Consider the following 23,429-nt stretch of genomic DNA (forward strand, 5'->3'; position numbering starts at 1 on the left):
TTGGTAGGGTTTGTCATACCAAAATATAGATGCAATGTTACTAAAAAGGTTGCTTTAAAAATAAAAAAATACTGACTTAAAAATAGGCTTTCAATTGTACCGTTCCCGTATGAATTGTTTTTGAGGTTTCTGTTTTTCTTCCGAAGTAATTTAAATTTAAATCTAAAAATTTGGTAAGCTTTTTTTGAGCCAAGAGACTCCATGTAAAATTATTACCCGGTTGAAGCCCCTCTAAGATCTGATAGGATACCGGTGTATTGGCATCGCCCGTAAATTCATTCTTAAAGAAGTTGACCGCACCGTTTAGTGCTATTTTATTGGTGCTGTTATAGGTAAATGAAATGCCATAATTATTTTGTAAAAGCTGCTCCATATCACCAATACCATTGTCTTTTGAAGTGTATTGGTAAAACACATCAAAACGCGCATTCTCATTAAAAAGATAGGATAGTTTTGGCTGAAAACGCAGTTCATCCAACTCATAATTTCGAGAGGCGAAATTTTCGTTTTCACTTTCATTTTTTTCAATGCTCGACTCTAAATTGATGAGCCAGCTCTTAGCAATAAGGTGATTGAATTGCAGTTGATGACTGCTCAATTTATTTTCTTGAAAGCCAATGGAAAGTACACTTCTATTGGTATTATTTAAATAGGTGTAAGATGTGGTGTAATTTTGTTTTCCGCGGTTATAAAATAGTACGTTTCTAATACTATTGTTCAAGGCGAGTTGGTTATCATCTGCAGATGCAAAAGGATTCAGATCAAAGGTATTGCCCTCTCGCCTCGTTTTTCTATCGACCAAATACGACGTTTGATTATAAAAATGAGAAAAGACCTGTTTGGTTTTTTCTTCGGAAGTGGACCATTGTTGAAAATTAATCGTCAAAGACTGGCTCAACCTGTTTTGATGGGTTTTTACAAAGACCTGATTGGGCAAAAGCACCCTTATAAAACTTCCTTGATCTGAAAACTGCGCCACCTCAAACTCGTTAAGCTCTTGAATACCGTTGTTGTTATAATCAATCCAGGTATAACTTCCTTGACCTGCTTCTACCTCAACATAAGTAAAATCCTGCTGGGGCAAAGAACCACTGTTGGTCTCAAAAATGGTATTGGAAATGACCAAGTTATTGAACAATTTTTGATTAAAATTGATCCGTGAGTTTAAAGAGCGTTCATCTTCAGTGCTCTCATCTTTACTGTTCAATTTTCTATAGTTGGCATAGATGCCTAAATTGGTATTTGTGTTCTGAATCAATTTTGATCTCACATAATAGGTATTAGAGGTATTGACGCGCTCCATCTTATTCGCTCTCAAACTATCGTTAACCCTATACTTATAGCCCAGCTCTACAAAAACACCCGTACTATCGCCATAGCCCGTAAAAGCTTCATAAGAGTTAAATCTTTGACTCAAGTTGGTCAATAGATCAGTTTCCTTTTGCCGCTGTTCATTATCCTCAAATGCAATTCTTGTACCCACCCATTGCTTATTGAAACTGTAGGTTACGCGGTTAAAAGAGCGAGAAAATGTAGAAGTAGACACACGACTATTATTGCTCAAAAAACTAGAGTTTGAAAATAAATGCCAACGGTTTAACCTTAGGTTTGCCAAGAGATTATGCCGATTCCCATTGAAATTTTCTGAATAATTTAAATGCTCAAACTTATAGCTCGCTGTACCCTTTTTTGGGTGCATCAATTCTACTCCAGAAGACAAAAGGCTTTGATTACCTAAGGGGTTATCCAAATTCCAATCCCTATTGAACTCGGCCCGATACAACCGTTGGATGGTGGTGTAATTATCCTGAATGAGATCTGCGTCTGCATAAAGATTCAAGTTCCAAAGACTATCTGTTTTAATGAGATTTTGCTTAACACTTAAACGGCCCGCAAAGCCATTATTATCACCATCATCTAAGCTTGAAAATAGGTTGAGATCATTTTTGCTTCCTGCCAACTCAAAATAAACATCTGTTCGTTCTGTTGGCTTATAACTGCCGTTAACTACCGCAACCTGCAATTTCTCTGGAGCATCTAACTGCACCACGGGCGCATAATTACCTTGTGGCACGCCATTAATTGGCGCTACGTACTCATAAATGTTTTCAACAGCATTACTGTTGATGAGCATGTAATCGCCTTGATTGACTCCTAATTGGGTAAACTTGACGCTGAAAAGCTGATCCTCTGGATCATTTGAAAACACAAACACCTCTTCCCCGTTCACGAGTTCCTTTCGGTAGAGAATTCGGTTTTCATCATAGGCCTGCTCTACATCAGAGGGAGCCACCATTTGAGAGATATTGTCTCCGGCATCGGCAAGAATGCCTACTTGTTCCGTAGAAAGATTTTGTTGAAGGGGTTGGTTCTTGGCATCTACTTCAGAATAGACCGAAACCCCTAGTTTTAATTTTTCCGTGGTGTAATTACCGCCACCAAAGGCCGTAAATCGAGAATAATTACGCTCGCTAAATTGATAGTCTACCGTGATTCTCATTTCCGAAGTTATGGGGAATGTAGAGTTAAAGATGATTTCGCCAGCATTATAGTCAATAATATAATCTTCGTTCTCACCGCGCTCTAATGGCACACCATTAACATAAACGGTCTCACTGCCCGAAACAATGAGCACAAACAGTTCATTATTGGGGCCGCGTAATTTATAAGGTCCTTGGTTGCCTTCTTGAGCCGTAAATTGGCTTGTGGTAAATTGCCCACGCACCAATGCTCCCGCTGCAAATAGGTTGGTTGTGGCATCCTCGTCTCCCAAATTGACGTTGACCAACAGCCCCTGTACGCGCTTGGTAAAACGCGCAAAATAACTGTTATCGTTTACCAAATCAATATCACCTGCCCTAATGTTCCAACGATCACTAAACAACTCAATAAATACTTGATCAAACTCATCGAGACGCTGGGAATACCCACTTTCTTGCAACGGAATATTAGCATCTTGAATGGAAGCTCTTAAAGACACCTTCTCGCTTATTTTTCCTGAAATTTGAAGGTCTAACTCACTATTTAACACCGAGTTTTGGTTATTGCCAATCGTGACGCCTCTAGAGATGCTACCAGAAGTACTCAGGCCATCAAAAGGTGTAAAGGTGTTTTGAAGGTTAGATTGATTGAGTTTGTAGAGTCGTTGAAGGTTATCTGTGTTTTCAACCACCACCTTATCATCCAATTGAAAATAACTTCGGGTTAAAAACTCTGGGTAGCGTAAATAATCTATTTTAACTGAGTCGGTCTCTATGGGTCTCTTAAACTTTAAAAGCGCTGTTTTAAAATCGATACTATAAAAAGTGGTGTCGACTGTAGAATTATCCTTAAGTTTTACTAAAAACCAAGAAGGATTGATGCTTACCGTATCAATTTGAATAGCGTCCCGAACCGCTATTGTTTTGGTTCTATAATTCGTGCTTGGCTCTTGCGCAAAGACAGAGCAGCCTATTATAAAACACAGAAACGCGATAGTAATTTTCATTCACTAATTAAACTTGTAAAAGCCTAAATTATTTTATGCTTAAAAGTGACGGTCGATTAGTCGTGTAAAAGTACAGTATTATTTATTTTAGCTGAAAGAAACGAAACAAGAGCATACAAAGTACCAAAGCTAACATGGTAAATCATCGTACACCATAAAATTTATGCCTTGACATCGTTTTAGGGCGCAAGAAACAATTGGAAAATTATGCACAATACTATGTTCTCAATACTTAATCCTATTTTATGAAAATTCTATCCTACAACGTCAATGGCGTAAGAGCCGCAATGAACAAAGGCCTAATTGAATGGTTAAAAGCTACAAATGCAGATGTTGTATGCCTTCAAGAAATCAAGGCTATGAAAGAGCAAGTCGATATTGAAGCCATAGAAAATGCTGGTTATCTCTACAATTATTGGTTTAGTGCTCAAAAAAAGGGATACAGTGGCGTGGCTATTTTAAGTAAGATTGAGCCAATTCATGTTGCCTATGGAACCGGTATTGAATCTATGGACTACGAAGGAAGAAATTTGAGAGCAGATTTTGACGACATCTCCGTGATGAGCATGTACTTGCCCTCTGGCACAAACGATGCTAGGTTGTCTCATAAATTTGAGTACATGAACATGATTCATGAATATTTAAACGAATTAAGGCTACAGCACCCCAATCTTGTCGTTTGTGGGGATTATAATATTTGCCATGAAGAAATTGACATTCACAACCCAAAAATGAAAGGTGTTTCTGGTTTTTTACCCGAAGAAAGAGAGTGGCTTGGAGATTTTATTGAGAGTGGATTTATTGATTCATTCAGACATTTGCATCCTGAGAGACAAGAATTTAGTTGGTGGAGCTACCGCGCTAATGCCCGAGCAAATAACAAAGGTTGGCGTTTAGACTACGGAATGATTAGCGAGCCACTACAAGAAAAATTAAAACGAAGCGTTATCCTTACCGAAGCAGTACACAGTGACCATTGTCCAATCTTGATTGAAATTGAAAGCAGTGTTGCATAATTATTAAATTGACGAACCAAAACTAAAACCCCATGCTTAAAAAATTGTCTTTATTACTGGTAGTAACCCTACTTTCTACCTCTTGTGTCTCTAAAAAACTGTATACCGATTTAGAGGATAAATATGCAGATCTTAAAAAAGAGAATCGCACCCTATCAGATGAGAATACCGATCTCAAAACCATGCTCAACCAATCTAAAAACGATTTGGCCAAGCTTCAAATGGAATACGATAAAACCTTTTCTGAACGGAATATGTTACAGGGAGAATATGATGCCATACAATCTAACCTAGAAAATTTAAAAGCATCTTACGACGCTTTAGAAAAAAACAGCTCTGCTGCTATTGCTGATAACTCTAAGAAGAACAGGGAACTGCTCGCACAATTAGAATCTAAAGAACAAGCACTTGCTGCGGAAAACGCCAGACTTGAAAATCTGAAACAACAATTAGAATCCAGATCACAGCGTGTTGCAGAACTAGAAAGCGTTATCGCCAATAAAGATGCAGCCATGTCTAAGCTTAAAGATGCCGTTTCAAAAGCCTTGACCAATTTTGAAGGAAAAGGGTTAACGGTTGAGCAACGCAATGGTAAGGTGTACGTTTCTATGGAAAACAAATTACTGTTTGAAAGCGGAAGCTGGGCTGTTGGCTCTCAGGGAAGACAAGCCGTAAAGCAATTAGGAACCGTTTTAGCAGACAATCCTGAGATTGCCATACTTATAGAAGGCCACACCGATAACGTGCCTTATCAAGGCAATGCGCAATTAAGTGGCAATTGGGATTTATCTACAAAAAGAGCTACGGCCATTGTTAATATTCTTAGAGAGAACAATGCCATAAAACCAGAGAATTTAACAGCAGCGGGTCGAGGCGAGTTTGCACCAATAGCCTCAAATGATTCTGCTGAAGGAAAAGCAAAAAACAGAAGGATTGAAGTGATCTTGACACCAAAACTTGACGAGATCTCTAAACTTCTTAATGAGATCTAGAGCACTGCATTTTTATTCAAAATAGCTTTTAAACATTTATTGTTACCTAAAAACCGGTAGCAACTATAGAAATAAAGACCTTTCAAGTTTTAAAAACGGGAAAGGTCTTTCTATCTTTAACCTGAGTTCAGTTTAACAAAAAAGACATTCCTGTTTATACGGGCCATACAGATGAAGTACACCACACTACCAACCACAAATATCAAAGTCAGTAAGATTTGTTTAGGCACCATGACCTGGGGCAACCAAAACAGTCAAGAAGAAGGTTTTGCCCAAATGGATATGGCGCTTGATAAGGGCATCAACTTTTTTGATACTGCCGAATTGTATCCTGTTCCTGCCGAACAAAAAACCTACGCCGAGACAGAACGTATTATTGGTAACTGGTTTGAGAAAACTGGAAACCGAGATAAAGTGGTATTGGCCTCAAAGATTGCCGGTACTGGAGATTACACCGCTCACATTAGAACTAATGGGTTTAGTAAAGCCGCATTAAATGATGCCGTTAATCAAAGTTTAAAACGATTAAAAACAGATTATATTGACTTGTACCAATTACATTGGCCAGAGCGCAACACGAACACTTTTGGCACTAGAGATTACGTACATGATGCCGATGACCAATGGACCGATAATTTTAATGAGGTACTCCATACTTTAGATGATATCGTAGCCTCTGGTAAGGTTCGTCATATTGGTATTTCCAACGAAAAGGCTTGGGGTACCATGCGCTTTATAGAAGCATCTAAAGCCAACAATTTGGCCCGAATGATTACCATTCAAAATGCTTACTCTTTATTGAACAGAGCTTTCGAAGGGGATATGGCAGAAATTTCAATGCGAGAAAACATAGGTCTATTAGCATATTCGCCTATGGCCTTTGGGGTGTTATCGGGAAAATATATCAAGGGTAATGCAGGAGATCAATCTCGATTAAACCTCTTTCCACGATTTTCTAGATACAGCAGTGAAAATTGTACTAAGGCTACAAAACGCTACTTAAAAATTGCTGAAGATCATAATATGACTTTAGCGCAAATGGCTTTGGCCTTTGTAACCGACAGGCCATTTATGACCAGCAATATCATTGGCGCAACAAATTTAAAACAGTTGGAGGAAAATATTGATAGCATCAATTGTACCATCACTGATGAGATGTTAGAAGCTATAAATGCAGTACATGCGGAGATTCCGAATCCTGCGACTTGATTTAGACTTTGATAAAAAACATAAAGCATCTCGCCCGGTATAATCAAACGAAAAAACCCCTTTATTCAGAAGAATAAAGGGGTTTTAGATATTATTTGATTTCCTTACCGTCTTTGTCATAAAAACGGTATTCAAGATAAGTGTAAGCATCTCGGGGTAAAACTTTTACCCATTTTTTGTGATCCATAAACCACTTGGATCGTACTGATGGAAACCCTTTGGTTATAAAGGCCGCTATAAAGGGATGCGCATTAAGCGTTATCTTTTTATAGTCTTTTTTCAACAATCGCTCTAGGTCTTGGGTGATGTCTTGAATTACCTTGATTGGTGCTTCAATTTCACTACCGGCAACGCCATTAGGATTCTCTTCTTTTGTTTTGATGTTACGTTCTGGACGAACACGTTGTCTGGTAATTTGAACTAAACCAAACTTACTTGGCGGCAAAATCTTATGTTTTGCCTTATCATCACTCATTTCATTCTTGAGGTGATTGTACAATTTTTTTCGATTCTCTGCAGATCTCATATCAATGAAATCGATAACGATAATACCACCCATATCACGCAAGCGTAATTGTCTGGCAATTTCTGTAGCCGAAATCATATTGACCTCTAGTGCAGTATCTTCTTGATTTTTTTGTTTGTTAGATCGGTTTCCGCTATTAACATCAATAACGTGCATTGCTTCTGTATGTTCAATGACCAAGTAGGCGCCTCTAGCCATAGAGACCGTACGACCAAAAGAAGTCTTGATTTGACGCTCTATACCAAACTTTTCATAAAGTGGCACGCCATTCTTGTAAAGCTTCACAATGGATTCTTTGCTTGGTGCAATTTCTTGAACATAGTCCTTAATTTGTGCATAAAGTACTTCATCATCTACAGTAATGCTTGAAAACGAATCATCAAAGATATCTCTTAAGATAGAGGATGCCTTGTTCATCTCGCTCAACACCTTACTTGGTAGGTGCGCTTTATTTAATTTTTTACACATTGCTGTCCATCTCTCCAGCAAATTCTGTAAATCTTTGTCCAGTTCGGCAACTTTTTTGCCCTCTGCGACAGTACGAATGATAACGCCAAAACCTTTTGGGGTAATGCTTTTGACCAAACGTTTTAAACGTTCTTTTTCCTCTTTAGATTCAATTTTTTGAGAAATTGAAATACGATCAGAAAATGGTACTAAGACAATATAACGACCAGCTATGGACAACTCGCTACTAATGCGAGGACCTTTGGTTGAAATTGGCTCTTTAACAATCTGTACTAAAAGAGATTGATTTGACTTTAACGCATTGGCAATGCCACCGTTTTTGTCAATATCTTTCTCAAACTGAAAATTTTTCAGTAAAAAATCGGTATGTCTACCTGTGCTTACACGCTTGACGAATTTTAAAAGAGAAGGTAACTTTGGACCTAGGTCATGATAATGCAAGAATGCATCTTTCTCATAGCCAACATTTACAAATGCGGCATTAAGACCAGGTAACGTTTTACGGGTTTTGGCAATGAACACATCACCAACCGCAAAGTTGTTAGCTTCTTCCTCTTTGTGCAACTCGACAAGTCTTCCATCTTTTAATAAGGCAAAATCAACAATATCAGAACTAGATCTAATAATCAATTCTTTTTCCATGTTGTTAATTTTAATCCGTTTTGATTCATTTCAAAACAGATGGATACTCATTTAATTTGACACAGGATTCCCGACTAACTCCGAAGAATCGGGACGGGAATTTCCAGCGAACCCATGCTTTGCGAAGGTAAAACGCAAATAAATACATGAATTCTATATCAAAGAACGTCGTTCTAAAACCGAAAAAGTAGTTAAAAAACTACTTTTTCAATTTACTTTTTCTTGTGACGGTTAGCGCGTCTTCTCTTTTTACGCTTATGCGTCGCTACCTTGTGTCTTTTTCTTTTTTTACCACTTGGCATAAATTCTTATGTTTTAATTAATGTTAGTTTAATACCGAAAGTTCTAGAGAACCAAATTTCTTAGTTAACCTCAACATTCGTTTTTACACCTTCAACAAATACTTTTGCAGGCTTAAACGCTGGAATGTTGTGCGCAGGAATTTTAATAGTAGTGTTTTTAGAAATATTACGTCCAGTTTTTTCTGCTCTAGTTTTCACTATAAAGCTTCCAAATCCTCTAAGGTAAACATTATCTCCTCCTTCTAATGAAGACTTCACTTCTTCCATGAATGTCTCAACCGTGGCTTGAACATCTCCTTTTTCCATTCCTAATTTATCGGAAATTTTAGCTACTATATCAGCTTTTGTCATTGCTATTAATTTTTAGGGTTAATCTATTAATTATAAGGGATGCAAATATAGGTATTTAAATTTCAATATTTCAAGCGTAATTAATTAAAATTTAACCCCATAAAGAATTATTTTTGTGGCAGTTACATTTAATTTATGAATTTTAAGAAGATTTTAACCAATTGGTATTCAATAAACAAGCGCAATCTTCTGTGGAGAAGTACTAAAAACCCATACTTCATTTGGTTGTCTGAAATTATCATGCAACAAACCCAAGTTAAGCAAGGTTCACCATATTATGAAGCTTTTGTTAACCGATTTCCAACAGTTTTTGATCTTGCAGAAGCCGATGAGGAAACCGTATTAAAACTTTGGCAAGGTCTAGGCTATTACTCAAGAGCCAGAAACTTACATGCCTCTGCAAAACACATTGCCTACGAGCTCAATGGCAAATTTCCAACGACTTATTCTGAAATCATAAAACTCAAAGGCGTTGGTGATTATACGGCAAGCGCCATAGCCTCCATTTGTTTTGATGAACCTACAGCTGTTGTTGATGGCAATGTTTATAGGGTATTATCTAGATATTTTGGAATTGATACTCCAATAAATAGCACTCCAGGCATTAAAGAATTTAAAGCACTGGCCTCTACACTTCTTGACACAGCACATCCTGGAGATTATAATCAGGCGGTTATGGAGTTTGGCGCTACCCAATGCAAACCCAAAAACCCCTATTGCATGGTTTGCCCATTAAAAGACAGTTGTGTTGCATTGCAAAAAGGGAAGGTTGATGCGTTGCCTGTAAAACTTAAAAAGACAAAGGTGACCAACAAACACTTCAACTTTTTGGTTGTTCTTTCTGAAGACGGAAAGACCATTTTTGAAAAGCGAACTAAGAAAGGAATTTGGCAAAATCTGTATCAATTCCCACTTGTGGAAACTAAAACCGAACTTATTGCCGAAGACTTTAGGTCACATCCAAAAATCACGTCCTATTTTAAAGATGTAGATTATAGCTTCAGCTTATATAACACCAAAACGCTTGTTCATAAATTATCCCATCAACATCTATACACAAAGTTTTGGATTGTTGAAATGAAGCAACTTCAAGAACAAGGCATTCCCATTTCCGAAGTAAAAACCTACCCAACACCTATTTTAATTGGTAATTTTCTTGAAGACTTCAACATGGCCTCCTAAAGAACTCACAATTTTTCATTACTTTTAAGTTGACGATTTCGAAATGACTAATTTTGTGAATTAAATAAAAAACTATGTCTGGAACATTAAATAAAGTGATGCTGATTGGGCATTTGGGTGATGAAGTGAAAATGCATTATTTTGAAGGTGGTAACTGTATTGGACGATTTCCTATTGCCACTAACGAAACCTATACAAGTAAACAGACCAATGAGCGGGTTACCAATACCGAGTGGCACAATATTGTGGTACGCAATAAGGCTGCAGAAATATGCGAAAAATACTTAAGTAAAGGTGATAAAGTTTACATTGAAGGCCGACTTAAGACCAGAAAATGGCAAGATGATAAGGGTCAAGAACGCTACTCTACAGAAATACAGTGTACCGATTTTACCTTTTTGACCACAAAAAATGATAGTCAAAATGTAAATACCCAAGCAACACCGCAGCAACAAAACCATCAAAAAAGCGCTAACCCAACACCGGTTAGTAGTTCATCAAATGAAAACGATCACGACGATCTCCCTTTCTAAATCAACTCTATACCTTATTAATTGTGGATCCTGAACCCCCGAGTATCATTTTAACAGCCTTACTTTCTTTTGATTTTGCCTTTATTTTTGGGCTTACCTTACTTTTTCTACTCTTGTTTTGCTCTGCTCTAGTTTCTGGCGCAGAGGTCGCCTTCTTTTCTCTAGTGAAATCTGATATAGACACAGGTCTTGAAGAGCAGAAAAAGGCTTTTGAGATTATTGCGAAATTATTAGAACGACCAAAAAAGCTCTTGGCCACAATTCTTGTAGCGAACAATTTTTTAAATATAGGCGTGGTTATCCTCTTTGCTTATTTGGGCGAGACGTTATTTGCCAATATTGAATTGTCATGGGTTCGTTTTCTGCTAGAAGTGGTCGTCATCACTTTTTTAATTTTGCTATTTGGCGAAATTGTACCTAAAATTTATGCGAGTAGAAATCGTATTAAGTTTTCTGTGTTTATGGCTATTCCTTTACGCGTGTTAGACGTGATCTTCTCACCAATTAGTTTACCAATGCGTTTTGTGACCTTAACCATCCACAACAAATTGGGGAAACAGAAATCTAATTTAAGTGTAGATCAGTTGTCTCAAGCTTTAGAGTTGACCCATAATAGTGATACCTCTGTAGAAGAGCATAAAATCTTGCAGGGCATTGTTTCTTTTGGAAATACAGACACCAAGCAAGTCATGAGACCACGTATGGATATTTTTGCCATAAACGAAGATCAAAAGTATTTGGAGATCATTCCCGATATCATTAAAAATGGCTATTCAAGAATTCCCGTTTACAAAGAGAGCATTGACCACGTTACCGGTATTTTATACGTTAAGGATTTACTTCCCTTTATAGATCGTAAACATTTTGATTGGACCACCTTAATGAGAGAACCATTCTTTGTACCTGAGAACAAGAAATTGGATGACCTCATGGTAGAGTTTCAAGAGAAGAAAGTGCATCTTGCTGTGGTTGTAGACGAATATGGCGGGACTTCTGGTTTGGTTTCTTTAGAAGATGTTATTGAGGAAATCGTTGGAGATATTAGTGACGAGTTTGATGATGAAGATGTCAACTTTGTAAAGATCGATGACAAGAATTATTCTTTAGAAGGAAAAACGACCTTAAAACAGTTTTATAAAATAATTGGTATTGAGAGCGAGGCCGATTTTGAAGATTATAAAGGAGAAGCCGAAACCATTGCAGGTTTTATTTTAGAGGTGTCTGGGATCTTCCCAAGAAGACACAGTAAAATAAATTTTAAAAATTACGTTTTTACTATTGAGGCGCTTGATAAAAAGCGCATCAAGCAAGTAAAATTCACCATATTAGATTAACCAACGGCGCCTTCTCTATTGTGATTTTGGCCATGTAAAATTAGAACTTAGTAAAAAACCTAAGGTCCACAAAAAACAAACCCACAGATGACGTTAAAAACAGTAATGCTTCCCATGTTAGCTTCGGTGCTTTTGTCCTGCGGAAATGATCCTTTACCTAAGCCCAAAGGGATGTTACGCTTAGAGTATCCTGAGCCTGAATACAAAAAAGTAGATGTGCCATTGCCCTTTACTTTTGAACGGAATGAACTCTCCAATGAAATTTCAGAATTAAAATTAGACGGGGTCAATGATGTTTCTGGTATAGACATTACCTACCCTACCATGAAGGGCACCATCTATTTAACCTATAAGAAGGTGACTGACGATAACTTAGTACAACTGCTCACCGACGCCCAAAACCTTACACAAAAACACGCTATTAAAGCAGATGAAATTGAGGGCGATCTTTATGAAAACCCCAGCAAACGCGTTTTTGGAATGTACTATGAGGTTGGAGGTAATGCTGCATCTCAATCTCAATTTTACGTGACCGACAGCATTAACCATTTTTTAAGTGGTTCTCTTTATTTTTATGCTAAACCCAATTATGATTCTATCTATCCCGCTGCTTCTTATCTCAAAAACGATATCAAGCACTTAATGGAAAGTATTGAGTGGAAGGAGTAATAGTCCAAAATATGATAATAGCAAAAAGCCCATCAAAAAATTGATGGGCTTTTTTATTTGAAATCTATTGATTATTTACTCTTCGGTATTATATACCCATGCTCCGTCTAATTTTATCAAACTAAACTCTTCTGTTCCGTTACTACCATCATATATATCTACGATCATCACATATTTCTGCTCATTCTCTGCCCCTGGAGCAATAACGTTATTAAGCAAATCTGCAAAAACAGTCAATATCATCTCATCGCTCCAGTAGGCTGCATTAGCAGGTCTTCTATCGAAGTTGCTAAAGTTAGCCATACTTGATACTGCTGCCGCATAAATAGGATCTGTTGCATAGTTCTCAGCTATATAATCAAATTCAGGCTGAGAAACAGTATATCTTATGGTATTATCTGGTACCCAAACGCCATTATCAAAACCAAACTGAAGTGAGGTTGTAATCACACTCTGGCTTGCCATCCATGATCCATTTGCAAAAGTATACAGGTTACCTCTTATGCTTGCGCCAGAAGAGCTAGAAAAATACTTATAGATAACAAAAATTTGATCCTCTTCTTGAGCAAAAGGATATTTAAGCCCTAAAAAAGCAGGAACATAGTTGTCTGCAGGAGTAGAACTACTAAAGTTATTAAACTGACCTGGCTGACCAGAACCTTCACCCATAGAGTCATAATCTGAATTGCTCAAATAGTAAACGTCTTCTGCTGCTTCCCAAGAACCGCCTTGATATACAAAGTATTCTCCCTTAGCATCTGTATCTCCACTAATACCAATATTTTTAATAGCAAATGACTCTACTCTCCATCTTGCTGCATCTCCTTCATCATCTGGAGTAGCTGGATCATCCTCTATTGAGATGTATCTTAAAGCTACATGAAGCGTTTCTCCATCATAAGCGGAAAAATCTAAATCTTCAGAAGGCGTCATGTTACCAAAAGCTGTTTTATCAAACTCAAAAGCCGTCCACGTAGCAGCATCAACATCTCCTCCTGTAGTATAATCAGTAGAAATAAGAATATCGATTAATTCAGGGTCTCCAAGAAAATCAATTTCTTGGGTTATTTGAAATAATAAATCTGTTTCACCTGTTAAATCAACTTCAGGAGAGATGATCCATTCTTCAACCGCAGCTTGATCTCCATTAAATCCATTTCCTACAATATTTCCTGCATCTGCAGACCATCCTAAATCTGCAACACCAGAAACAGATATCACTTCAAAATCTCCAAAGTCTCCAGGAAAAATTGCCTGATAAAAATTAGCTAAACCAATTTCAGGTGTTTCTGTATACTGACTATACTGTGCCAATACAATTTGTCCTTCAACAGGTGCATCAATTTGATCATTTAAAATACTTGGAATCTCTTGAGTAGGATCTACGTTTGGATAAAATCCAGGCGCATCACTTCCTGTAGAAAAATAATCTTCACTACTTAATGAATAAACATCTGCTCCTGTAAAATCACTAACACCTTCGGCATTACCTACAAATAAGTCATAAGTAACTAGAACTGAAGACCCTTGACCGTATAATGGGTACAAATCTGACAGTAGTGAAGGAATTGAATCCTTTGCTTGTTGCTCCGAATTGAAGTTACCAAATCCAAGATCAAATCTCGCATAATCATCTCCGGTAAGGGTATATTCAAATACACCAATATTCGGTTCTTCTGGTAAAGCATCAATTTCTGCATTGATATCTTCTAATGGCTCGCAACTTGTAAAAATTGCTGCCATAAAAGCGAATAAATAAATTACTTTTTTCATTTTCAATTTTTTTTAAAAGTTAAGTTTTGCTCCAACACTAAAGGTTCTTCCAAAACCGTAAAAAACTCTTGATGTAAACACATCTGAATTAGCCCCATCACGAGCATCTGAAATATACTCAGTATCAAAAACATTATTAATTCTACCTGTAAGCTGAGCATCAAAACTACCAAAATCAAAACCATGTCTAATCACTGCATCAAAAAGACCGAAATCTGGCATTTTCCATGCATCAGGGCCTGGCTCTGTACGGTTACTTGGATCATAATCGGCATAAATATCGCCATAATAATTATAATCTATAGCAAAAGTGGTTTTGGGTGTAAACTTATAACTTGTACCTAAAGCAAATGTGGTTTGAGCCGCGTTACCTACATGTAGGTCTTCAATAAAAATATTGACCTCACTAACTTGATTATTTTCTTCATCAAAAATTGGAACATTTTCAACATTGTTTTGCCATCTCCAATCTCCGATTGACGCCATACCAGTAACAGTTAAAAAGTCTGTAGCCTTATAAACAAAATCTACTTCAATCCCTTGGTGAACGGCATTAACTCCCAAAACATTGGCAAAGTTACGCGTTCCCTCTTCTTGTCCAGGAAAACTTACAAACTCTGTTCTATCATTCCAAGTCGTGTGATATACATTCACATTAGCGGAAAGGCGCTCTCCTCTGTGTCCGTAACCCACTTCGAAACTCGTAATTTTTTGGTTTTCTGCATCAGCATTGACGTCCGTGTTATTTCTATTAGCAAAAATTGAGTTAAAGTAAGGTGCTCTTTCGAAATATCCTAGATTAGCAAATACGTTATTTTCTCCGTCAAATCGGAAACTTGCTCCTGCTTTTGCACCATAAGCAAAGAAGTTGTAAGTGTCTGATTCTTGTAGTGGATCACTATCTAAATATAAGAAACGATCTATTCTTTGGTAAGATGTATTTGAAGCGTTTACCGCTACAAACGCATTTAAATTATCTTGAATATCATATTCAATCTGTGCAAAACCGCCTAACCAGCCAACTTTACCATCATTATCATATAAAATCTTATCTCCTACTTTAGCCATTTTATTAGGGTTGTTTACATCAGAATCATCTGAGTAATATTCACCTCCTAATAAATCGGTCAGTTCTGTAAAGTGCTTTCCTGTATAACCTCTTACGTCTAACCCTGCTAAAAATACAATATCATCAGTAAGATCTGTCTGCAAGGTAGAAAGAAGGCCGTACCAATTATGGTCATTACGAGATGCTCTTAAAATACTCTCTGAGCCTTCAACACCTAATGCTTCATTCTCATCAACAATTTTATCAAGATCAAGTGGTCCTAAATTACCAATTCTATATTCGTCATTATCGAATGCAAATTTATTAACACCACTGAATCCACCGCCACCACCAGTACCAAAAGATACGTAAGCTGCAGTTGATAAGCTGGTTTTATCACTAATAGTCCAATAGTGATTCAAAGAGATTTGTGGTTTGTGATAAAAGTTATCTTCAACGCTTGTAAGCTGTCCGTTCATATAACCCCAATCAGAGTTATACTTTCTTCCACTCTCACTAGCTCTAAAAGTCTCTATTAAATGTGGGTTTTGTCTTTGGCCGTGACGTTGCTTAGCTCCAAAAGCAGTTAGTGATAATTTATGATTATCATTAATTTCCTTTGACACATTAACAAAATAGGAAACTGCGTTAAATGGTGTACCATCTACATAACCGTCACCATCCGTTTTATCGGCAGAAACAGTTGCAGCAAAACCATTGTCCATTAATCCTGTAGAGTACGTTATACCTACTTTTCTGTAGCCATCATTACCTAAAGACGTAAACACGTTTCCTCCTTCTTCAGCATCAGTAGTCTTAGTGATGATATTAATTGTACCACCTATAGAAGGCACCGCTACTTTGGATGCTCCTAAACCTCTTTGAACTTGCATAGAGCTAGTAACACTTCCTAAACCGGCCCAGTTACTCCAATAAACCACACCATTTTCCATGTCGTTTACAGGAACACCATTAATCATTACGGCAACGTTTTCAGAGGAGAAACCTCTTAGTCTTATTTCGCCGTCTCCAAAACCACCACCAGTCTTAGTAGCATATACTCCAGGAGTAGACTTTAAAATTTCGGGAAACTCTTGTGTTCCTAGTTTTAAATCAATTTCTGCCGCTCTTACTGTAGAAACCGCCACTGGCGTTTTTCTATCCACAGCTACCGATGCGATAATCTGTACTTCTTGAAGACCAACCTCGCTAGACTCTAGCATGATTTGACCTAAGTCTTGATCTCCAGAAAAGGAAATCGTTTTTGAGGTATACCCTACAAAAGTAATCACTAATTCACCAGAAGCAGACTGAGTCTTGATAGTAAACTCACCATCAAAATTTGTAGTGGTTCCGTTAGTAGTACCTTTTTCAATAACATTGGCACCTGGTAAAGGCTCATTCATGTCTGAACCAATAATAGTTCCCGTTATTGTACCTTGGGAAAATCCTATTGCAGTACAAAGAAGTACCACAAACATCATTAAACACTTTGAAAATTTTTTCATCGATTAAGAATAATTTAAGAGTTTTAATTTTGCGCAAAAGTAGGTGCAAAGAAACAATCCTATATTAACTTAATGTTAAGAAAAACAAAATTTTTCAAAATATAAAAAGTATCGTTTTTAATTAGTTTTCTGAATAACAGATACTTATCTCCGCTATTGTTGAGCTATATCCTTATAGTAACTCAATAAATTTGCTGTAGAAGCATCATGCACTGTTTTAATGCTATCATCATTGATTTCGTTCAGAATACTACTAGCCAATTGTTTACCCAATTCTACACCAAATTGATCATAACTATAAATATTCCATACAATACCTTGTACAAAAATCTTATGCTCATACATAGCTATAAGCTTCCCTAAGCTTTCAGGACTCAACTTATCTATCAATATGGTAGTCGTAGGCTTATTGCCCTCAAATACTTTAAAAGGCGTGAGCTGCTTTCTTATTTCTTCGGAAACACCGTGCGCTTTAAATTCTGCTATAACCGCTTCCTTTGACTTCCCATTTAAAAGCGCTTCGGTTTGTGCAAAGAAATTAGACATCAGTTTGTCTTGATGATCTTGATTGCCATGAAGTGAATTTGCAAAACCAATAAATTCTGCCGGGATTAACTTTGTGCCTTGATGGATCAATTGAAAGAAGGCATGCTGAGCATTAGTACCTGGTTCTCCCCAGATAATGGTACCCGTTTGATACTCGATTTTATCTCCATTTCTATCCACGCTTTTACCATTGCTTTCCATTATACCTTGTTGTAAATAGGTAGCAAATTGATTAAGATATTGCGAATAAGGAATGACGGCTTCTGTCTCAACTTTAAAAAAGTTGTTATACCAGACACTCAGCATGGCTGAAATGACTGGGATGTTTTTATCAAATGACTCATTTTTGAAATGCTCATCCATTTTATGAGCACCTAATAGCAACTTATCAAAATTATCAAAACCTACGGCCAAGCTAATCGAAAGTCCGACCGCGCTCCAAAGTGAAAAACGACCTCCTACCCAATTCCACATGGGGAAAATGTTATTTTCATCTATACCAAAAGCTTTCACGTTCTCAATATTTGTAGAGACCGCAACAAAGTGTTTTGAAACTGCTTCTTCGTTTGCCGATTCAAGAAACCACGCCTTAATGGTATTGGCATTGGACAGTGTTTCTTGTGTGGTAAATGTTTTTGAAACGATTACAAATAAGGTCGTTTCAGGATCTAACAACTTGATCACTTCATTAACATGATCTCCATCAACATTACTTACAAAATGTGTTTGAAGCTGATTTTTATAATAGGTTAAGGCTTCTACAACCATGGCAGGTCCCAAATCTGATCCTCCAATACCTATATTTACAACATCGGTAATAGATTTACCGGTATATCCTTTAATTTCTCCATTAATAACTTTTTTGGAGAAGGTCTTGATTTGATCTTTCACCTCATAGATCTCAGGCATTACATCTTTACCGTCAACCAATACCTGTGCCGTTTTAGGATTTCTCAAAGCTGTATGCAATACTTCACGGCCTTCTGTAGCATTAATCACTTCGCCTCCAAAATATTGAGACATCGCCGTTTTTAGTCCAACCTCATCTGCTAATTCTAATAGCAACTTCACCGTTTCACCAGTGATGCGGTTTTTAGAATAATCCACATAGAAGTCCTCCCATTTAATGGTCAAATCTTTTGCTCTGTTAGAATCATCTTCAAAAAAGCTTTTAACCTGATGGTTTTTTATGGCTTCAAAATGGGATTCTAATTTTTTCCAGGCCTTTGTTGTTGTTGGATTGATGTTTGGTAATGCCATTATTGGATGTTAGAGGTTACTATGTTTTCTTCTGAAGTAGAATTTGTGTTATGATCGTCAAATTGAATTCCATCTAATTTTGATTTTAGTGGTTCAATAAATTCGACGTATTTCGACTTTAAAGATTCGGGTATTGATTCTGCTTCAGGTAATTTTTCTTTAAATGGATCTACTTGTTTACCGTTTTTCCAAAAACGATAACAAACATGAGGACCTCCTGTATTACCAGTCATTCCTACCCAACCAATCACATCTCCTTGCTTTACATACTGCCCTTTTTTCACCTTCTGGTCTTTCATGTGCAAATATTGAGTGCTATAAGTACCGTTGTGTTTGATTTTCACATATTTGCCATTACCACCGCGTCTTGTAGATTCTTCTACCGTTCCATTTGCCGTTGCCAAAATAGGTGTTCCGATAGGTGCCGCAAAATCGGTGCCTTTATGTGGTCTCAACTTATAACCGTAGTAAGCAATACGACGGTTGAGGTTATAGCGTGATGAAATACGGCTAAATTGTACTGGTGCTTTTAAGAATGTTCGACGAAGGCTTTTAGTGTTTTCATCAAAATAATCAGAAATACGCTTGGTGCTATCCACTTCAAAATTGAACGCATAAAACGGTTCATTTTTATGCTCAAAATAGGCAGCATCAATACTTTCGATCCCTGCATAAATGGAGTCATCAATAAAACGCTGTTTATAAACAATCTTAAATCGATCTCCTTTTTGTAATCTAAAGAAATCAATCGTCCAAGCATAGATATCACTCATGTCATTGATCAAAGCATAAGGTAATCCTTGATTCTCCATGGTTTCAGATAAGTTGTTCATTACAATACCAGAGGCTTCTTTTTCAACTATGGTAATGGGTTTTTTATCTTTATATGCTGAAATCGAATCCTTAAAATTAATCACAACATAATCAATGCTGTTCTCTTGATAGATGAATGTTTCTGGGGTCTGTAAAGAATCGTTTGCACAAAGCAGCATATAGGGCTGACCTGCTCGCAACCTTCTAATATCAAATGTATCCCTAACCTTTTCGGCGATATTAAAAATTTTAGGATACCCAATATGGTTCCGTTCTAGGATTTCGCCAAAACTGTCGCCATTTTTTACCGTATCTCGTTTTACAACATAATCATCGAGAACAAAACCAAATTCCTTAACCGGTTCTGGTTCAATTATTGGCTCTGTAATAACAACATCTTCTTGCTTTTCATCCTCTTTGCAAGAGGTTACTGCAACACTTAAAAAGAGTAGTATAACTAAATATTTCAAAGGTTTCAACGCGTTAGTCTTAAACATTATTTCCCCAATTTTCCAATTCTTCATCGCTCCAAAGTTCAGGAAAAAATATGCGTTTTTGATATTTTGGATGCATATATTTCTTCCAGTCACTGCCTCCCGTAGCCTCGCCATCTCCAGTACCACTTTCGATATAATGCTTGGCTGCATTGTAATGTGCCATTACCCAAGTTACGTTTACCGTATAATCATAATGACGCATCGCTTTAACTAAAGCCTCATCTTCTTGATCTTCTTTTGGCAACTCTTTAAATCTTGACCAGAGGTTTTTGGTATTATACGTTTGCATGAAACGAATAAAATCGCCTTTGTAACGTTTTTCAAAATTGACCAATAAGGTCGACTTTTTACCGGTTTCGTAATCTTTCCCTGCGGCTTGCCAATACAAATGCTCAAACGCATGCTCAAAAGGGGTGTTTCTATCTATGGTTTTTCTAAATCTGAAATCAATAAGATTGATTAATTCTGTAGAAGCAAATTCAATCATACGGTATTGTGCACTTTGAAATCCGCTTGCTGGAGTTAAGGTATATCGAAATTTCATATACTGCTCTATGTCCATCCCTTCTCTCATGATGTTGAAAGAGGTTGTTAGCATATCAAAATACCGACTTACCCTCATGATCTTATTCTCAAAAAAAGAAACATCTAAATCTTCTTTTTGGGCCACCTGATCAATTTCCCAAAGAATCATTTTAAAAATGAGCTCATTGATTTGATGATAAGAAATAAACACCATCTCGTCTGGCAAGGTGGTGCGTTGTATTTGAAGGTTTAGTAACGCATCGGTTTGAATATAGTCCCAATACGTAATTGGCTTGCTGTAAAGCAAGCCATAGAGATGATCATCTGTATTTTGATCAATTTTTATATACTTCTCTTGAAGCTGTTTGACGACGTCGTCAAACTTATGTAAATCGTGCATGCTGGTTTGTTAGTCAAATTCTACTTGAAAGGAATGTTTTAAGCCCTTAAAGGCTTCGAGATTAGCTTGCAACGAACCGACGGCTAAATCTGCCTTGATCTTAAGTGGGATTTTGTTGTCATCTGCACTAACCCAAAGCGTCAAGCTTTCTTGCTCCTTAAACACACGACCTGCCATAACGTAAGGTCTAAATTTTAAGGTTTTTACCCTGCCAAACTCGGTATCTATCGTTTCCCTTCCAAGGAACTTTAGTTTAAAATTAAAATTTTCTTCATCAAAAAACATGTTGAGTGCTACAACATCGTTCTCTTTGATGCTTTTTGTGTCATAATTATTGCGAAGATAATAAAATGCCGAGACCATGTCTTGTACATCCTTCTCAGTAGCTATAATTTTTTTTGTCTTATGTTTTTTGTTTTCTACTAAAGCCTCTTGTTTGGCATGATCAAAATCAATCTCAATATCTTTAGTATGGCCGCCCTCGTCAATTTTTCTTATAAACTTGTAGGGCATTCCGGTGGTTTTGTCAATATAAGTCTCATAGCGATCTTTAACCTTAAAAAACCACTTAATTGCACCAGTGGTCCAACCCGTACCAACAACATGATACACCGGTTTACCATTGATACTCGATTCATTGACTTCTAAAGTAGCATTACCAGCTTTAAGAAAGTTACTGTAGCTCATCTCAAATTTAAACCATTCGCCATCTTGATACGCCATTTGCTCTTGAGCCGAGGCGGTCTCAAAAGCCAAAATCAAAGTCATAAATAGTAACAGATTCTTCATCATAGTAATTATTACAAACACAACTTAGAGGTTGCGTTTTCGTGTATAGTAGGTACTTTTACAATTACTATTCCAAAAATAGAAATTAAATTGAAATGGCTATAAATAAAGGTGTTATAGTTATGTTAGATTTTCTATTAAATAAGTCAATATGAGTATTAGAAAACACCTTTTTTTTTCTTCGGAAATGTGAGCCAAAATTCAATTTTTCAAAAGACAGAATTTGAACAATTCTCAATGGTACGTATAGAAAAGACCTGAACATTTTAAAAAACATTCAGGTCTATTTGATATGAAAATCTAAAATTTAAAGTGTGCCTCTTTTCTCTTGTTCGCGTTCTATAGACTCAAACAAAGCTTTAAAATTACCAGCACCAAAACCTTTTGCACCCATTCTTTGAATGATCTCAAAAAATAAGGTCGGTCTGTCCTCTAGTGGCTTGGTAAAGATTTGGAGTAGATAGCCTTCTTCATCAGCATCTACAAGGATAGATAGTTCCTGTAATTTTGAAATATCTTCTTTCATCATATCTCGATGCGCTCCCAAACGTTCAGGAATCATATCGTAATACGATTGTGGCGGTGGCGGTAAAAACTCAATACCACGAGACTTCAATTGCGCCACAGTGCCTATAATATCATCTGTAGCTACTGCAATATGCTGAACACCAGAATCTTCGTAAAAATCGAGATATTCTTCTATTTGCGATTTTTTAGCCGCTTTTGCCGGCTCATTGATAGGGAATTTAATGCGTCCGTTACCATTACTCATTACCTTACTCATGAGTGCTGAATATTCGGTATGGATTTGCTTATCATCAAAAGACAGAAAGTTCACAAAACCCATAACATCCTCATACCATTTGACCCATTTGTTCATTTGGCCCCAGCCAACGTTGCCCACCATGTGGTCAATATATTTTAATCCTACCGATTCTGGATTGTAGTCTGATTCCCATGGCTTAAAACCTGGCATAAACGTGCCATTATAGTTTTTACGCTCTACAAACATATGAACCGTTTCGCCATACGTGTAAATCCCCGCACGAACCACTTCACCATGCTCATCTTTTTCAACGGTTGGTTCCATAAAAGGTTTTGCGCCTCTTTTGGTGGTTTCTTCAAAAGATTTACGGGCATCTTCCACCCAAAGGGCAACCACTTTTACGCCGTCACCATGTTTAACGATATGGTCGTTTATTGGAGACGAACTGCTTAAAGGTGTGGTCAACACCAAACGTATTTTATCTTGTTTGAGCACGTAACTTACCGAATCTTTAGAACCTGTCTCTAAACCTCTGTAAGCATAAGATTGAAAGCCGAACGCTGTTTTATAGAAATGAGCAGATTGTTTGGCATTGCCAACGTAAAATTCAACATAATCTGTACCTAACAATGGTAAAAAATCTTGGGCTTTGTCAAAGATCTTTTCCAATCCGTAATCAACGCTTTTTACTTCTTTTGCCATAATTAATAAGTTATCCGATTTAAACTCTGTTTTAAAGAGCCTCCAAACTTGGACCTTGTTTAGAATTTATTCTTGTTTTTAGTTATTTATA

17 protein-coding genes are annotated in these 23,429 nt (G+C 37.0%); 7 read left to right on the forward strand and 10 right to left on the reverse strand.

Annotated elements, in window-relative coordinates; translation table 11 throughout:
* Nucleotides 1-76: 76 nt before the first annotated feature.
* Nucleotides 77-3,487: a hypothetical protein gene (locus P176_RS0107795; RefSeq protein WP_026754173.1), complete on the reverse strand. Its 3,411-nt coding sequence runs from the start codon at nucleotides 3,485-3,487 to the stop codon at nucleotides 77-79.
* Nucleotides 3,488-3,732: 245 nt separating this feature from the next.
* Here P176_RS0107795 and P176_RS0107800 point away from each other — a divergent pair, with 245 nt between their 5' ends.
* The 3 genes from P176_RS0107800 (at nucleotide 3,733) to P176_RS0107810 (ending at nucleotide 6,704) form a co-directional block, all read left to right on the forward strand.
* Nucleotides 3,733-4,503: an exodeoxyribonuclease III gene (locus tag P176_RS0107800; RefSeq protein WP_026754174.1), complete on the forward strand. Its 771-nt coding sequence runs from the start codon at nucleotides 3,733-3,735 to the stop codon at nucleotides 4,501-4,503.
* 32 nt (nucleotides 4,504-4,535) lie between these two features.
* The gene (locus tag P176_RS0107805; protein ID WP_026754175.1) at nucleotides 4,536-5,495 is read left to right on the forward strand and encodes an OmpA family protein; all 960 of its coding nucleotides are present in this window, start codon (nucleotides 4,536-4,538) and stop codon (nucleotides 5,493-5,495) included.
* Between the two features lie 171 nt (nucleotides 5,496-5,666).
* Complete coding sequence (locus P176_RS0107810; protein ID WP_026754176.1) at nucleotides 5,667-6,704, forward strand: aldo/keto reductase; 1,038 nt, start codon at nucleotides 5,667-5,669, stop codon at nucleotides 6,702-6,704.
* Between the two features lie 91 nt (nucleotides 6,705-6,795).
* Here the strand turns inward: P176_RS0107810 and P176_RS0107815 are convergent, their stop codons facing one another.
* Together P176_RS0107815 and P176_RS0107820 are read right to left on the reverse strand one after the other, a co-directional pair.
* A complete protein-coding gene (locus P176_RS0107815; protein ID WP_026754177.1) occupies nucleotides 6,796-8,340 on the reverse strand; it encodes a ribonuclease E/G in 1,545 nt (514 codons plus the stop codon).
* 362 nt (nucleotides 8,341-8,702) lie between these two features.
* Nucleotides 8,703-8,993 carry an HU family DNA-binding protein gene (locus P176_RS0107820; protein WP_026754178.1) on the reverse strand — a complete coding sequence of 97 codons (291 nt, stop codon included), beginning with the start codon at nucleotides 8,991-8,993 and terminating at the stop codon, nucleotides 8,703-8,705.
* Between the two features lie 135 nt (nucleotides 8,994-9,128).
* On the opposite strand from P176_RS0107820, the gene mutY reads away from it, so the two are divergent.
* The 4 genes from mutY to gldD all read left to right on the forward strand — a co-directional run bounded on the left by mutY (nucleotide 9,129) and on the right by gldD (nucleotide 12,711).
* Complete coding sequence (gene mutY, locus P176_RS0107825) at nucleotides 9,129-10,175, forward strand: A/G-specific adenine glycosylase (RefSeq protein WP_026754179.1); 1,047 nt, start codon at nucleotides 9,129-9,131, stop codon at nucleotides 10,173-10,175.
* 74 nt (nucleotides 10,176-10,249) lie between these two features.
* Entirely contained in the window at nucleotides 10,250-10,708 is a 459-nt protein-coding gene (locus P176_RS0107830) for a single-stranded DNA-binding protein (RefSeq protein ID WP_026754180.1), read from the forward strand.
* Nucleotides 10,709-10,731: 23 nt separating this feature from the next.
* Entirely contained in the window at nucleotides 10,732-12,042 is a 1,311-nt protein-coding gene (locus P176_RS0107835; RefSeq protein ID WP_026754181.1) for a gliding motility-associated protein GldE, read from the forward strand.
* 87 nt (nucleotides 12,043-12,129) lie between these two features.
* Nucleotides 12,130-12,711 carry a gliding motility lipoprotein GldD gene (gene gldD, locus P176_RS0107840; protein WP_026754182.1) on the forward strand — a complete coding sequence of 194 codons (582 nt, stop codon included), beginning with the start codon at nucleotides 12,130-12,132 and terminating at the stop codon, nucleotides 12,709-12,711.
* 75 nt (nucleotides 12,712-12,786) lie between these two features.
* Here gldD and P176_RS0107845 read toward each other — a convergent pair whose 3' ends face one another.
* The 7 genes from P176_RS0107845 to hppD form a co-directional block, all read right to left on the reverse strand.
* Nucleotides 12,787-14,484 carry a choice-of-anchor J domain-containing protein gene (locus P176_RS0107845; protein ID WP_026754183.1) on the reverse strand — a complete coding sequence of 566 codons (1,698 nt, stop codon included), beginning with the start codon at nucleotides 14,482-14,484 and terminating at the stop codon, nucleotides 12,787-12,789.
* A gap of 12 nt (nucleotides 14,485-14,496) precedes the next feature.
* Nucleotides 14,497-17,040: a carboxypeptidase-like regulatory domain-containing protein gene (locus tag P176_RS0107850; RefSeq protein WP_026754184.1), complete on the reverse strand. Its 2,544-nt coding sequence runs from the start codon at nucleotides 17,038-17,040 to the stop codon at nucleotides 14,497-14,499.
* A 153-nt stretch (nucleotides 17,041-17,193) separates the two neighbouring features.
* Nucleotides 17,194-18,846, reverse strand: coding sequence for a glucose-6-phosphate isomerase (pgi, locus tag P176_RS0107855; protein ID WP_026754185.1), 1,653 nt, complete (start codon nucleotides 18,844-18,846; stop codon nucleotides 17,194-17,196).
* Entirely contained in the window at nucleotides 18,846-20,129 is a 1,284-nt protein-coding gene (locus P176_RS0107860) for a peptidoglycan DD-metalloendopeptidase family protein (RefSeq protein WP_037349208.1), read from the reverse strand. The genes pgi and P176_RS0107860 overlap by 1 nt, the downstream gene beginning before the upstream one ends.
* Nucleotides 20,130-20,148: 19 nt before the next feature.
* Nucleotides 20,149-21,081: a tryptophan 2,3-dioxygenase family protein gene (locus P176_RS0107865; protein WP_026754187.1), complete on the reverse strand. Its 933-nt coding sequence runs from the start codon at nucleotides 21,079-21,081 to the stop codon at nucleotides 20,149-20,151.
* 9 nt (nucleotides 21,082-21,090) lie between these two features.
* On the reverse strand, nucleotides 21,091-21,870 hold the full coding sequence (locus P176_RS0107870) for a DUF3108 domain-containing protein (RefSeq protein WP_026754188.1): 780 nt from the start codon (nucleotides 21,868-21,870) through the stop codon (nucleotides 21,091-21,093).
* A 307-nt stretch (nucleotides 21,871-22,177) separates the two neighbouring features.
* Nucleotides 22,178-23,338, reverse strand: a complete 1,161-nt coding sequence (gene hppD / locus P176_RS0107875) for a 4-hydroxyphenylpyruvate dioxygenase (RefSeq protein WP_026754189.1) — start codon at nucleotides 23,336-23,338, stop codon at nucleotides 22,178-22,180.
* Nucleotides 23,339-23,429 lie beyond the last annotated feature (91 nt).

This window comes from Sediminibacter sp. Hel_I_10 (genome assembly GCF_000688335.1).
Lineage (GTDB): Bacteria > Bacteroidota > Bacteroidia > Flavobacteriales > Flavobacteriaceae > Psychroserpens.

Bases quoted from the DNA above. Each gene is read 5' to 3' on its own strand.
- P176_RS0107795 (WP_026754173.1), bottom strand. From the start codon at position 3,487: ATGAAAATTACTATCGCGTTTCTGTGTTTTATAATAGGCTGCTCTGTC.
- P176_RS0107800 (WP_026754174.1), top strand. From the start codon at position 3,733: ATGAAAATTCTATCCTACAACGTCAATGGCGTAAGAGCCGCAATGAAC.
- P176_RS0107805 (WP_026754175.1), top strand. From the start codon at position 4,536: ATGCTTAAAAAATTGTCTTTATTACTGGTAGTAACCCTACTTTCTACC.
- P176_RS0107810 (WP_026754176.1), top strand. From the start codon at position 5,667: ATGAAGTACACCACACTACCAACCACAAATATCAAAGTCAGTAAGATT.
- P176_RS0107815 (WP_026754177.1), bottom strand. From the start codon at position 8,340: ATGGAAAAAGAATTGATTATTAGATCTAGTTCTGATATTGTTGATTTT.
- P176_RS0107820 (WP_026754178.1), bottom strand. From the start codon at position 8,993: ATGACAAAAGCTGATATAGTAGCTAAAATTTCCGATAAATTAGGAATG.
- mutY (WP_026754179.1), top strand. From the start codon at position 9,129: ATGAATTTTAAGAAGATTTTAACCAATTGGTATTCAATAAACAAGCGC.
- P176_RS0107830 (WP_026754180.1), top strand. From the start codon at position 10,250: ATGTCTGGAACATTAAATAAAGTGATGCTGATTGGGCATTTGGGTGAT.
- gldD (WP_026754182.1), top strand. From the start codon at position 12,130: ATGACGTTAAAAACAGTAATGCTTCCCATGTTAGCTTCGGTGCTTTTG.
- P176_RS0107845 (WP_026754183.1), bottom strand. From the start codon at position 14,484: ATGAAAAAAGTAATTTATTTATTCGCTTTTATGGCAGCAATTTTTACA.
- P176_RS0107850 (WP_026754184.1), bottom strand. From the start codon at position 17,040: ATGAAAAAATTTTCAAAGTGTTTAATGATGTTTGTGGTACTTCTTTGT.
- pgi (WP_026754185.1), bottom strand. From the start codon at position 18,846: ATGGCATTACCAAACATCAATCCAACAACAACAAAGGCCTGGAAAAAA.
- P176_RS0107865 (WP_026754187.1), bottom strand. From the start codon at position 21,081: ATGCACGATTTACATAAGTTTGACGACGTCGTCAAACAGCTTCAAGAG.
- P176_RS0107870 (WP_026754188.1), bottom strand. From the start codon at position 21,870: ATGAAGAATCTGTTACTATTTATGACTTTGATTTTGGCTTTTGAGACC.
- hppD (WP_026754189.1), bottom strand. From the start codon at position 23,338: ATGGCAAAAGAAGTAAAAAGCGTTGATTACGGATTGGAAAAGATCTTT.